Below are 12738 nucleotides of genomic sequence, written 5' to 3'. Positions count from 1 at the left end.
CCAGAGGCCATCTTATTTTTATAACACTTCCTGCTTCCGTAGTTTGAAAACACAAAGGGCCGCGTGGATACGCAGCCCTCTGGCCGGCTCCCTGCTCAGAACAGACCGCAGTCTCGCTTAATCCGCCAAAAGTTCGAAATGTTTAAAGGGAGGCAACGGCGTCAGTTTCGTTTGCTGCAATGGCGATATGGTATCCATTACCACTCCTGCCAATACGTGCGAAGCCGTCCGGGCCTAAGTGCATGCCAGCCACCAGCGTTTTTTCTCTGAAGACGTGTCCCAGCAATGCTTTCCGCGTTTCCCTGGCTTGCACAGGATTTGTGTCAAAGGTAATGGAAACATCCGGATGTGCGGATTGAATATGGGGAAAGTGAACGATATCGCCCCAGATTATTAAACGGCTGTCACCGGAATCAATACGAAAACCGGTATGCCCGGGCGTATGGCCGGGCAGCCACACAGGCGAAATGCCTTCCACAATTTCTTCATGGCTCAGGAAGTGCAGATTATGCGCATAAGCCTCTAACGTCCGGCGAGCCAGTATAAAATTGCGCTGAACGCGTTCACTGGCTCTTTCTTTTTCTTCCTCGTTCCACCAGTAACCTGCTTCAAGAGGATGCAGATGAAGTTCAGCATTTTTGTAGACAGGTAATCCTTTATCATCCAGCAGGCCGCCAATGTGATCAGGATGAGCGTGCGTCAATAAAACGGTATCGATATCGTCAGGGCTGACTCCGGCGGCCCTGAGGCTTGATTTAAGCATGCCACCCGCATTATTGCTGCCTCCTGTACCGGCATCGACAAGGATGGTTCTTCCCCTGCCGCGAATGAGGTAACAATTAATGTGAATATCGCCAGGTTCAGTGATACCTGTACTGAGCTGAATATTTTCGGCATCCGCCGTTTTGATGTCTGACAACAGCGCCAGGCTGGCTGACATCACTCCATCACTGAGAGCAGTCACCAGAAAATCACCGATCTGACGCGACTTCAGCGTCAGCTGCTTCCTCATCTCGCCCTCCGCAACGGCCTTATGAAGCTGCGGCGTGACAGGTTCATAAAGGCGAGCATCAGGAACAGACTGAGACAGTCGTACCGCAGCGTCGCGATCAAGCACACAGGCAAAGCGCCGTTGCTGAACGTCGGCCTGTCCTGTCGCATTCATCACCGTTGCCGGGCATCCTGTTTCCTTCCTGATGAAGTCAATTGGCTGCGTGCTCAGCAGCAAAACCTGCCCGTCTGATACTGCCGGAGCCAGTCCTTCACATTCATACAGGCTGCGCTGCCAGTCAGTGACAGAGGCCTGCCAGTGAGAAAAATTACCGCCGCCTTTCAGACGGTATTCTTCGCCATTAAGTACCCGGGCATCTGCAATGGTATGAATGGCGAGGTAAGCAGGACAGCCAGTACCGAGTGCGCGAAAGCGCTGAGAAGTGATGAATCCGGTTACAGAGATGAGCGCTGGCAATTTTTCCAGACTGTAAAACGTATTCCAGTCCTTCTCGCTGGCGGGGTCGGCATATGAGCATTCTACGGTATACAACACGGGCTATCCTCGGCATCAACAAACAGCAGGACTTGCATGACCTGCTTAATGAATTTTCATCATGCTAAAGGCGTTTTATTACTCTTTATATCGATACTTTCTCACCATGCGTTTACATTCAGTCACTGAATGAATTTTAGCTAAAAGGGGAGGGAATAAATTTATGCGCAGAAAAATCCCGAGTAGCACTTCTCTACAGGCATTCGAAGCTGCGGCCCGGCATAACAATTTTGCGCGTGCGGCGGAAGAACTGTCGCTAACGGAAGGGGCCATCAGTCGCCAGATCGCACGTCTTGAATCGCAGCTGAACTGCAGGCTGTTCGACAGAACGGGAAGTCGTGTAAAGCTCAACCCTGCCGGAGCGCGTTATGCACACCATGTCCGCGAAACGCTGGAAAGGATTGAACGAGACACTCAGTACATAATGGGAATGCCTGCGGGCAGTACCAGTCTGGACATTGCCGTATTACCTACATTTTCCACACGCTGGCTCATTCCCCGTCTGAGTCGCTTTAAGGCAATGCATCCGGGAATAACGTTGAATATCGCAGCCAAAACAGACCCTTTCATTCTTACCGAAAGCGGCTTCGACGCCGTCGTTCATTTTGAGCATTCTTCATGGACCGGTATGCGGACACGCTTCCTGTTACAGGGAAAGCTGGTGCCGGTATGCCATCCCGGGCTGCTGACGGGTAAAGATATTAACGTTCAGCTGAACGAACTGCCGCGAATCCACCGTCGGCAAAATCCGGATGCCTGGCATCACTATGCTAATGAACACGATATAAAGCTGGATAATCCGGCGCAGGGTTCCCGATATGACCTTCATGAAATGGCAATAGCCGCAGCGCTGGCAGGGCAAGGCGTAGCATTAGTACCGCACATGTATGTTGAAAATGAACTCCACAGCAGAGTACTTGTAGCACCATGGCCCGAATCGAACAGCCTGAGCAAACGTTTCTGTCTGGTTAAACCGGTGGAAACAGGACTGAATGAAGCGGCCCTGCAGGCTTTTGAAAGCTGGATGCTGGCTGAAGCCACCAGCAGGAATCTCACTACATGAGAGTAACGTCCGCTTTGTGCCAGAAGCGGACTTTTCCCACATCTGCATGCACTAATCCCTGGAGAACAGATTTTACTGCGTGGCCATGAAGACGCGCCGAAATCATCAGGCGCGTTTTTTCACAATATGGACAGGGAAAGGTGCCGAAAACGGCCCGCTCGCATCAGAAGCGCGCTGAGGGCCTCTTAGGGGATGCGCCCAAGAACTCTTATCTTAAATCCGGGTGCTTGGCCGGTTCACCCGGGGTTGCCGCGTTCGGTGCAGAATTGACGCCTGTTCTGTTGCCTTCCAGGACTGCCGCCTGAACGCTTCTGATGGCGTCGCGTATTACAGTCTCTCGCCACGTTTCGTCTGCAGCGAGCAGAAAAAGCGCAGCTTCAGGAGCAACCGGGCGTTAGTACAGGTGCGCGCTCATCGAGTAGCGCAATCACGGCCTCACCCATTACTGTGTCAGACAGCCTTTTTTCTTCGTTTCTGTACATGCGTGAACTGCTTGCTGTGAAAGCTCTGCCCGTACGGCAGGCGAAGCCTACAGAATACGTGAAAACTGCCGCTCTGGCAGGGAAGGAACTTAAATAGTTTTACGTTGCCCTATTAGAGACAGAGATATTCCTCTGTAACGAATTTTCCCCGCCCTGAGCGGGTTTTTTTTGCCTTAAAAACGTCAAAAAACGATCGGTGCGGCAGTCTGAACGCTGCGCACGCCTGATCAGGCGCAGAGGGAAAAGGTTAAGGCTATGCTTTATCTGGCTTTACTTAACTCAAACCGGAGGCGTTATGGCGGGACGTAGAGGCGGTGCCGGCAATTTTGCGGAAAATCCAGAGCGGGCTGCAGAAGCCGGCCAAAAAGGTGGCCGCATAAGCGGCGGGAACTTCAAGAATAACCCAGAGCGAGCCCGTGAAGCGGGCAGAAAGGGAGGGCAGATCAGCCGGAGAGGTGCTCCTGAGCGCAAGGTTTCCTGAAATGAGTTGCTGAAGACCCGCCCTGGCGGGTCTTTTCATGCCCTGCGTAAAAGGGTTGTTATGTTTAATGTGGCAGAGCTTCCCTGTCACTGTCATTTTGACGTTCGCTTTTCGCTCACAGGCGACAACCCTACACATCCCCTGGCTTAATGAAAATATTTCCCCGAAGCGTTACTTATTCAAAAATGCCTCAACCGCGCTGGAGAACCGTTCTGGCTGATCGAGCATGATAAAGTGAAAACTGTTATCAATACGCGTGAAATGAATATCCGGTGCAGAGACATAAGCTTGACGGTACATTGCATCCACGCCGGCGGCAGACACCCCGAACAGGGTATCCCAGGCGTAGACGAGCTCAATCGGCGCTTTAATGCGAAAAAGCTCCGGACGCAAGTCGGTAATCATCAATTCATACACCGCATCGGCAACGGTTTTGCGATCGGAATTGATCCCCGCAGCGACCAGAACAGGCCTCACCGTCTCGGTTTTTGCTAAGCGAGCTACGGATACCTTCTGAGACGCCATCCTTTGCTCTGGCGACTGCGCGAGTAGCCAGTCTCGCGTAGCGGTGGCCTGACTCACAGCCTTTTCACTGGTCGCCGCAGGGTCAATCATTAACGTATAGAACGGCAAGGCATCGACAATCATCAGGCGACCAACCTGGTCGGGATGGCGGGCACCCAGCATCAGGGCAATTTCCCCGCCGAGAGAGTGGCCAATAATCGCCGGTGCGTTGATTTGCTGGGTGCGGATGTATTCTGCGATGGCGTCAACTGCCGGAGCAATAACCTTTCCATCTGGGTTAGAAATGGCTGGCGTGCTGGCAAAGCCCGCCAGTTCTACCAGATGAATGCGGTGGCGCTTACGTAAATCTGCTGCTAAACCGGCCCAGACGTCGCGTGACGAGGCCAGTCCTGGAATCAATATCACATCCGATCCTGAGCCTTGCGTCTGTACAGAGATACGCTGCGAGTCTGGTTGTTCTGAAACTATAGCCGGTGACTGAGCTGTGGACGCCGAAACGCAGAGTGACGTCAGTAAAAGCGTTGATACGAATGTGGTACAGATATTTACGGTATGCTTCATACTTCCTTGTTTACGCTAAGCGGTATGAGAGTAACAAGCACCGCGCTCGGCCGCGAGTCGCGAATGCATTGGCGTAATGGCCAGTCTTTGATAGTAAGGTCCGCTTTTCGCTCATAGCGGAAGATGTTTTGCGCCTGTCTCTGTTATCAAACGCTGGACTGAACAGCCATAAGCGTCCTTTTTCGTATCCATCCACTGCCCGCCCGTATTGCCAGCCAGTAAGCGGTCATTTTCAGCTGTGTAGCTCGATCCGGACAGTAAATGAACGTTTCAGTTCGCAACTCATGTTGCCCTTCTTTGATTTCCGTTAGCCGATAGCGCAGTAAAAGCTTTGCGCTGCCTGGAGTGACAGGCGCCAGATAAGCGTCAGTATCCGGCACGTTTTCCAGGCCGAAATCTGGACGCCAGAATTGTCCGCGCAAGCCATAGCAGAGCTCGGATGCTGACTTTTCCAGGAGAGTAAAACTGTTCAGGCCAAAGTTTTTAACCGACTGGGATGGTCTATTACGCCGAAATTTTTGCGGAATTTGTCGCACAGACATTAATAGTCGGATGACGGCGTCCTGCTGAATATCGAATCCTGCCACTAATGGCAGAATTTTTTCAGGCGAATACGTTTTGATGACGGCCTGATGTTTTTCATAAAACTGAAACTGTGGCAAAAAAATAGGGATATTCTGCCATTGAGTAAGTGCTCTGCTTGTAACGAATCCGGGGTTCAGCATGTGACCTCCTTGTTATTATTTCAGCTTAGTCAGAGTAACAGATGCCTTTTCACAAACAAGAACCTGCAGAAGATCTTGTGATTTTTAGAAGCGTTTACGCCAGTAATGCCTGATGCCAGCTATAGAGAAAAAAGCCCTGCACGTATCTTCTGCATGTGGTTGGAACATAATGTCCGCTAATCGCTCATAGCGGACTTTAAGCGTTAGCAGGGATTTCCCTGACCATTTGCCATCAGGGTGTTGATGGGGACAAACCCCGGCAGGTAGCCGTAACTCAGCTAAGAGAGAAAGTGGAAAGACGGCAAGGATGCATGCAAAGCCAGGAATCTTTTGACTGCTTAATCAGTCATTTGTTGCTGAAGGCAGGACGATAAATTTTTATCATACCCCTGAAAAAAACGGCCCTCCCAGGGCCGAAATTTGGTGGTAGAGTCTATTTTGTTTTTGTACTGTCTTCACATTTTGGTACTCATTTTCTTTGCCACAAGCACAGGCGGCTAAAAAATAAATTTATTTACGCTTAGCTCACATACCGGTTAAACAGCCGCCATTTCTTTAGTTTGTGCATATACAGTTAAAGCCCCCCCGGCAGAAAACCTGAGGTCACTATGTCTAAACGTCCCGATCCTGATTATGTAGAACCGGTGCCTGATGATGCTGAAAGCCCGGCTTATCGTGATGAAGACGATGAGGAAGAAGAACAAGACGAAACAGAGGACAAAAATCCTTTCCATGAAGATGTCGATTTCCCGAATCCAGCGAAAGATATCTAAGACCGCCTCCGGGCGGTTTTTTACTGACGTCTGTAATGCCTCTGTGAGGCCAGGGTAATTCCTTGCGTTGAAATAAATCCGCAGCAACAGACGGGAAACATAAACACAAAATCATCAGGCAGTATGGAAGCTGCCGACAGCCGTTTTACATATTTCTATTCGAAGATTAAATAAAAAGGCTGTTGTGCCAGTTAAACGGCGCGGCTTATCGCCGCTCCGGTCCCCGGTGGCCACAACTTTTCGTGACCAGCCCGCTGCAGGGGGTGACCTTGCCGTTGTCATCAGACCTCAGCTGGCAGGCTCCGAACGCCACGCTAACCGGCTCTGCCGGTTAGTGCACCAGAGCTGACGAACGGGCAGCGGCGGGAAGCCGGAGGGGGCCATCGTGCTGTTCATGCTTTCAACCTTTCAACCTTTAAAGAAAGGGAAATCAAGAAGCAGCTGCAGCCCAACAGGAAGCAGAAAGAAGGCAGGGAGACAGCGTCCATGAGAGAGAAAGCGAAGGCGAAGCGGTCGACCGGTGCGTCAGCACCGGCTTTCCCCGGCCCGCAAGGCCGCCAGGCTTTTAGCTGCAGAGGAGAAGCCGACACATAATCTCCTGCAAAGAATATGCGCTCTGTATGGTAGCTTCCTAGACTGAAGAACTTTCGCAACCGGCCAAAGGGTTGGTGAAAGATACAGTCAGATATCAGAGCGGTACGGGCGGGTGAGAATACAGTTGATTGCAGGGTGTCAGCCTTGCGCTTATTTAACAGAAACTACGTTGCGTGTATTTCAAGTGTAGTGGCTAAATTCAGATGGGCGTGCGGACATTGAAAGCAGCCACAACATTCTTTGCTAATGATTCACGCATCTTTATTCTTGTTTTTTCATTTATAACATTTTTCCATCTAAATATTTTTGATACTTTTTCTGGAAGCGGAAGGCTGGAATTGAATGAAGCACCGTTGACTTTAATAAACATAAAAGAATAATCGCAAAAATCAACAAAACAACACAAGTAAAACCCATGTATATTAAAAAGAACAAGGGCCCTGATTTTAGGTGCTGGAGAATTATGTTGACGTAATTATTTATCGACCAAACCACAAAAACCAAGGCTAATGTAGTTAAGAAGCTTAATAAGATTACAGATATAACCGCAAAGCGATGTCGTTTTACAGTGCCATCATCTTCACATTTAAACAATCCTGCCATTTGTAAAAAGGAACTAAGGTCTGAGTTTGCAAGAGAAATATTTTTGTCTTCGATATAGTTGAACAGTTTCTGCATAAATGAATAGCTGTAACGAACATTATAGCTTTCAAGCTCGTTTCTTATCTCAATCTTATCATCATAATTAATGGAAGCGTTTCTTACGCGAATTAACTGTATGAAATCACGCCTTTTCTTGAAGCTTAGTTTAGAGAACGTCTGTTCAGATGAAAAAACTTTCATCCCAGAAAAGATTTTATTCAAAGCCAGCAAAATTAGTGTTGGTATTACAGCTTTTAGGATGTCATTCATTAGGTTCATTCCTTTTACCCTCTAAAGCGTCTTTACCCTAGTGATTGATGTGGTTCGATCGGGCCATGAAATGAAACCTGTTCGGTGAGAACCAGCGCAACCTGCTCGATAAATTGTTTCAGGCTTACACAACCCATCCCACCTAAACTCTTTCCGCCCGACATTCAAGAAGAGAGTGCAGAAACTGGCTACTTATTAAAATGTTTGTTTGAATAAGTAGTTTTACCAGAACCAATCAGGCAGGAGATAGTCCGGTCAGATTTCAGCCTGTAGCCAGGCGGCTCACCCCATCAGACTCAGGGCCAACATGACTGACTCTGTCAACAGCAGCGTCATTCCGTGCAAATTGTCGCTTTACTCTACAGAAACTCTAGACGTGTTCGCTCTGGTTGCTATTAACAGCAGCTCCTCACTGAACCCGGCACAGTCCTACCTGATTGGTCTGTCGTCTGCGCCAGCTTGCAGACGATGAAGTCATTTCTGAACATCATTGCGGGCATGCCCGGCTTTACCTCTCAGCACAGCTGCGCCAGGGACAGCCTGCGCAGTCACTATATTCGCGGCCTGCTGGAAATGCTACAGGCCAACGGCAGGGCACTAACCACCATCAATACCGAGCTGCTTTTGCTGTCTACTCACCCGTAGCCGTGACGAAATATTACTGCTATTCTGACCATCATTGTCGTTGAGAACGTCACTGAAATATTTAAAGCTGTTCGTATAAGCTGCAATGCCTTCACGATGTTTTCATTTACCCTCTCGCCTGCCAGAATGCCTGCTGCAACGACAGCGTTTCCTCTTCAACCTCCTGAACCGGCCCGATCAGCACAATATCTTTCTGCCCGTGCGCAAATACCGACGAGGCTGGCAGACTCATGGTGGGATTTTCATGATGGTTGCCGGTGCACGCCAGCAGGCGCGCTTCGCTCATGCCATACACCACCCGGCCGATATTCGCCCAGTAGATTGTGCCGGCGCACATGCAGCACGGCTCGACGGCGGTATAGAGCGTACAGTCCCAAAGATAGTCAGGGGTAAAATTACTCGCGGCTATTCGAGCGAGGGTTGACTCGGCATGATTAACGGTATCGATATTACACTGCGTCAACAGGACAGTCTCATTATCAGGCGCCACCAGCACCGCGCCGAACGGGTGATTGCCCAGGGCGATAGCGCGCCTTGCAACTTCGTTAGACAGCCGCAAAAATTTAATATCGGCGGCGTTATGCATTTTCATCCTCTTTTTTAGTATTCAGTAAGCTGTTCAGCACTACGGCAGTAAAACCGCCCATAAAAATACCGCTGTCGAAAATTAGCCTTAACGATGAGGGCAGCGATGTAAATAACGCCGGAAACGCCATGGGAATGACGCCAACGCTTATCGAGACGGCAACAATGAGCATATTGTTGTCATTTTTAAAACTGACCTCTTTCAGCTGCTGAATGCCGGCGGCCAGCGTCATGCCGAACATCAACACGCCAACGCCGCCCAGCACCGGACGCGGGATCGCCGATACCAGCGCGCCCAGCTTAGGAAACAGGCCGAGTAACACCAGTATCAACCCGGCAGCAGCCAGCACCGACCGGCTGGTGATACGCGTCAGCATAATCAGCCCGGCATTTTGCGAAAAAGCGTTGTAAGGAAAACTATTGAGACAGCCGCCGACCATAGTGGAGAGACCGTCGGCGCGGATCGTATCGGCAAGACGCTGCGGGGTCGTCGGGCGTCCCATTAGCTTGTCTATCAGCAGGACGTTGCCGGTTGTCTCTGTCATCACGATGATCATCGCCAGGCAGGAGACCAAAACAGGCACGGGGGAAAACGCCGGCAGGCCAAAAGAGAAGGGCATGCTGATGCCGAGCCATGCAGCGTGACCCACCGCGGAGAAATCGGTCAGGCCTGCGAACCAGGCGATAAGGGTCCCCGCCAGCATGCCTGCCAGGATGCTGAAGTTGCGGATGATGCCTTGCGTTTTGCAGTAAAAAAACAGCGTGATCGCCAGGGTGGCCAGACCCAGCAGCAGGCTGGACGGGCTGGCAAAGTCGGGCGCATCGGGGTTGCCGCCGCCGATCCAGATTGCCGCGGCGGGCATCAGAGAGATGCCGATAATGGTAATCACGCATCCCGTCACTACCGGCGGAAAAAAGCGGATCAAACGGCTAAAAAGCGGCGCGACCACCACGGTGAACAGGCCGCAGGCAATCGCGGAGCCGAATACCGTGGTGATGCCATACTGCTGACCAATCCTCGCCATCGGCGCCAGAACGATAAAGGAGCAGCCCTGGATTAACGGCATCCGTCCGCCAAAACGCCCGACGCCCACCGACTGCAGCAGCGTGGCGAGTCCGGAGGTCAGCAGGCAGGCGTTCACCAGCGTCACCGTCTCCGCCCCGGTCAGGCCCATCACCGACGCGAGGATCAGCGGCACCGTCACCGTCCCCGCGTACATCACCAGAACATGCTGTAAGCCCAGCGAAGCGATGCGCCTGGCGCTGAGCGAGCCTTCAGGTTTTTTTTCAGCTATTACCGTTTCCATAAACACCTCTCGTCGCACTGATAAAGCGCAGGAAGCCCACTCTATAAGTAAAAAAGTGATACAAGTAAGCGAGCTGTTTTCAGGAAAATTGAAAGCCGGGGGGCGTTTTGAAATATTCATTGGAACAACTTATGGTGTTTGAGCAGGTAGCCAAATCGGGATCTTTCTCCTCGGCCGCGCGTCAGCTGAAAAAATCCCAGTCCTCTGTGAACATGGCGATGAGCAACCTGGAGCTTGAGCTCGACCTCTGCTTGTTTGAACGCACGCCGCGACAGGTGCGGCTAACGCCGGAAGGCGAAGTGCTGCGCGAGTATGTCAAAACCATTCTGGAACGATGTCAGGCTTTCGATCAGCGCGTAACGGCATTCAACCAGCAGATTGAGAGCCATGTCAGCCTCGCCATCGAGCTTCCCTATGTCACGATTGCGCCCGTGCTATATGAATTCTCTATGACCTTTCCTGAGGTCGATATCCATATCAAAGAGCCTTTTCGCGGCGATGTGGAGGCGATGGTGAAAAATGGCGAAGTCGATCTGGGCATCGCGCTCTCTCACCCCGTTGAGAGCGAGAAAATTCAGTTTAGGCAGCTGGGGAAAGTGGTCATGGTGCATGTCGTCAGCGCCGCGCATCCGCTGGCGCAGCGCATCCCCGTCTCCTTTGCCGATTTGCACAGCTGGCGGCACATCACCTTTGGTTCCCAGGAGACAAGGATCGCCACCACCGAATACTTAGGCAGTCCCATGCTCTGGCGGGTGGAAAGCTACAGCGCGATGCTGGAGGCGGCGCTGGCCGGTCTCGGATGGGCGTCGCTTCCTCGCGAGTTCGTCGATCGCGAATTGCGCGCAGGGACCTTGATCGAGCTACGGCAGCAGGAGTACCCCCATACCGACTGGATCGTCGGCATTGATCTGCTCTGGTTTAAACAGGCGCCCGCCGGCAAAGCGCAACGCTGGCTGCGCGACCGTCTGGTGAAACATAAAATTTTTGAGCAGGACAGGGCGGGGAACCGAACCACGCTATAACGGTTAAAAATAGTTATCCAGACGTAAACGCCCAGGTTTTTTTCACCGAAATCATTTGGCCTGCTCGCTTTTTTACCAGACAATCTGCCGCCTTGTTATGTGTCTGGTCTGGCGCGGATGTCCGGTCTCCTTCGCTCTGTTCAGTCTGGCCAGACAAAGAGTGATCAATCCTGTTGCGCCGGCATCTGAACAACCAGTAATTCAAAGTGTAAAAATGACTATTCAAGCAAGTACGGAAAACGCAGTAGCAAACAGACCATCCTGGTCGCTGAAAGATACCATCTGGATGATGGGGGTATATGGCACCACGGTGGGCGCCGGCACGCTATTTTTGCCGGTGGAGGTGGGAACGCGCGGGCCGCTGGTGTTTTTTATGATGCTGCTGCTGGGCCTGCCGCTGTCGCTGATACCGCACGTGCTGATCTGCCGCATCTTCATGCGCGACCATCAGGCGGAAAACGCCGCTCTTCCGCTCTTCGGTAAATTCTTCGGCCCAAAAGGGCGTCAGGGCATTAAGATCTTTTTCTGCGTTGCCCATTTTCCCGTCACGCTGGTGTACGTCGTCTCGCTGGTCAATGCGTTAGACAACTATGTTACCGCCCACCTGCATGTCGCCGCGCTGAACCGCGCCGTGCTGGCTTTTATCGCGGTGTCGTTACTCTATCTGGTGTTAAGCAAAGGCCGCGACCGCGTGGTCACCACCATGAGCACGCTGGCGATCCCCTTTGCCCTCTCTCTGCTGTTGATTGCCATGATGCAGATCCCGTCGTGGCATCTCTCCAACCTGATTCAGGCGCTGCGCGAGACCACGGCCGCACCTGCTGGCGAGTCGCTGAAGGCGCTCTGGCTGGCGCTTCCGCTTATCACCTTCTCATTCTGTTCCGCGCCGATGATGTCGCCGCTCTCCTCCTGGTACCAGGAAAAGGGGAAGGGCGGCGAGCAGAAAGCCGTACGCGTGGTCCGTCTGGCTTACTGCGCCATCTTTTTCAGCATCATCTTTTTTGTGCTGAGCTGTGTGCTGAGCATGCCGCGCGAGGTGTTTATCGCAGCCAGGACGCAGAACCTGAACGTGCTCGCGGTGATGGAAGGGAACGGTGGCGCAGGTCTGCTGTTTATCGTTGCGCCCTTTATTGCGATGGTGGCGATGACCAAATCGTTTCTGGGGGTTTGCCTGCCGGTCGCCGAAACCTTCGCTACGCTGATCGGCGACGCCGCCGGGCTGAAAGATCAATCCGGGCGCAAGCGAGCCAAAGCGGTGGCCTTTGCGCTGATGTTTGCGGTGTCGCTTGCGGTGGCCTACTGGAACCCGGACGTGATTGCGCTGATTGAAACCGTCTGCGGGCCGCTGATCGCGATCTTCCTGTTCGTGATCCCCGCCTGGCTGGTGTACACCCGAAACGAGCTGCAGACGCTGCGAGGCGGCATGTCGCTTATCGTCATCGTCGGCGGCCTGCTCACCGTGTCGGCGCTGATCTACGGCATGCTTTAACCCGCGCCCCCTGGAGAAACGGGGGGCG

12 protein-coding genes and 1 pseudogene are annotated in these 12738 nt (G+C 52.1%); 6 read left to right on the top strand and 7 right to left on the bottom strand.

Annotation, left to right across the window (positions count from 1 at the left end):
* Positions 1–142: 142 nt before the first annotated feature.
* Both Q9R34_RS17380 and Q9R34_RS17375 read right to left on the bottom strand, forming a co-directional pair.
* Entirely contained in the window at positions 143–1012 is an 870-nt protein-coding gene (locus Q9R34_RS17380; protein ID WP_239314996.1) for an MBL fold metallo-hydrolase, read from the bottom strand.
* A 24-nt stretch (positions 1013–1036) separates the two neighbouring features.
* Positions 1037–1546, bottom strand: a pseudogene (locus tag Q9R34_RS17375) (sugar ABC transporter); the annotation flags it as partial.
* Between the two features lie 163 nt (positions 1547–1709).
* On the opposite strand from Q9R34_RS17375, the gene Q9R34_RS17370 reads away from it, so the two are divergent.
* Positions 1710–2609: a LysR substrate-binding domain-containing protein gene (locus tag Q9R34_RS17370; RefSeq protein ID WP_485895323.1), complete on the top strand. Its 900-nt coding sequence runs from the start codon at positions 1710–1712 to the stop codon at positions 2607–2609.
* A gap of 777 nt (positions 2610–3386) precedes the next feature.
* Entirely contained in the window at positions 3387–3572 is a 186-nt protein-coding gene (locus tag Q9R34_RS17365; RefSeq protein WP_072010481.1) for a con-10 family general stress protein, read from the top strand.
* A gap of 171 nt (positions 3573–3743) precedes the next feature.
* Here Q9R34_RS17365 and Q9R34_RS17360 read toward each other — a convergent pair whose 3' ends face one another.
* Together Q9R34_RS17360 and Q9R34_RS17355 are read right to left on the bottom strand one after the other, a co-directional pair.
* Positions 3744–4502 (bottom strand): alpha/beta fold hydrolase, encoded by a 759-nt coding sequence (locus Q9R34_RS17360; RefSeq protein WP_485895321.1) that lies wholly within the window; start codon positions 4500–4502, stop codon positions 3744–3746.
* Between the two features lie 302 nt (positions 4503–4804).
* Positions 4805–5383, bottom strand: a complete 579-nt coding sequence (locus tag Q9R34_RS17355; RefSeq protein WP_485895319.1) for a hypothetical protein — start codon at positions 5381–5383, stop codon at positions 4805–4807.
* A 608-nt stretch (positions 5384–5991) separates the two neighbouring features.
* Between Q9R34_RS17355 and Q9R34_RS17350 the strand changes: the two genes are divergently transcribed.
* On the top strand, positions 5992–6156 hold the full coding sequence (locus Q9R34_RS17350; protein ID WP_485895317.1) for a hypothetical protein: 165 nt from the start codon (positions 5992–5994) through the stop codon (positions 6154–6156).
* A gap of 873 nt (positions 6157–7029) precedes the next feature.
* Here the strand turns inward: Q9R34_RS17350 and Q9R34_RS17345 are convergent.
* Entirely contained in the window at positions 7030–7662 is a 633-nt protein-coding gene (locus Q9R34_RS17345) for a hypothetical protein (protein ID WP_485895315.1), read from the bottom strand.
* 468 nt (positions 7663–8130) lie between these two features.
* On the opposite strand from Q9R34_RS17345, the gene Q9R34_RS17340 reads away from it, so the two are divergent.
* Positions 8131–8307, top strand: coding sequence for a hypothetical protein (locus Q9R34_RS17340; protein WP_158253405.1), 177 nt, complete (start codon positions 8131–8133; stop codon positions 8305–8307).
* 106 nt (positions 8308–8413) lie between these two features.
* Here the strand turns inward: Q9R34_RS17340 and Q9R34_RS17335 are convergent, their stop codons facing one another.
* Positions 8414–8893 (bottom strand): nucleoside deaminase, encoded by a 480-nt coding sequence (locus Q9R34_RS17335; protein ID WP_313385161.1) that lies wholly within the window; start codon positions 8891–8893, stop codon positions 8414–8416.
* Positions 8886–10199 carry a nucleobase:cation symporter-2 family protein gene (locus Q9R34_RS17330; protein WP_239314981.1) on the bottom strand — a complete coding sequence of 438 codons (1314 nt, stop codon included), beginning with the start codon at positions 10197–10199 and terminating at the stop codon, positions 8886–8888. The genes Q9R34_RS17335 and Q9R34_RS17330 overlap by 8 nt, the downstream gene beginning before the upstream one ends.
* A gap of 107 nt (positions 10200–10306) precedes the next feature.
* Here Q9R34_RS17330 and Q9R34_RS17325 point away from each other — a divergent pair, with 107 nt between their 5' ends.
* Together Q9R34_RS17325 and Q9R34_RS17320 are read left to right on the top strand one after the other, a co-directional pair.
* Positions 10307–11221, top strand: a complete 915-nt coding sequence (locus tag Q9R34_RS17325; RefSeq protein WP_485895312.1) for a LysR family transcriptional regulator — start codon at positions 10307–10309, stop codon at positions 11219–11221.
* Between the two features lie 214 nt (positions 11222–11435).
* Positions 11436–12710, top strand: a complete 1275-nt coding sequence (locus Q9R34_RS17320; RefSeq protein ID WP_179944779.1) for an amino acid permease — start codon at positions 11436–11438, stop codon at positions 12708–12710.
* Positions 12711–12738: the final 28 nt, after the last annotated feature.

The sequence above is a fragment of the Enterobacter sp. BRE11 genome, from assembly GCF_031844285.1.
GTDB lineage: Bacteria > Pseudomonadota > Gammaproteobacteria > Enterobacterales > Enterobacteriaceae > Pantoea.
This window is presented reverse-complemented; position numbering and strand designations above follow the sequence as displayed.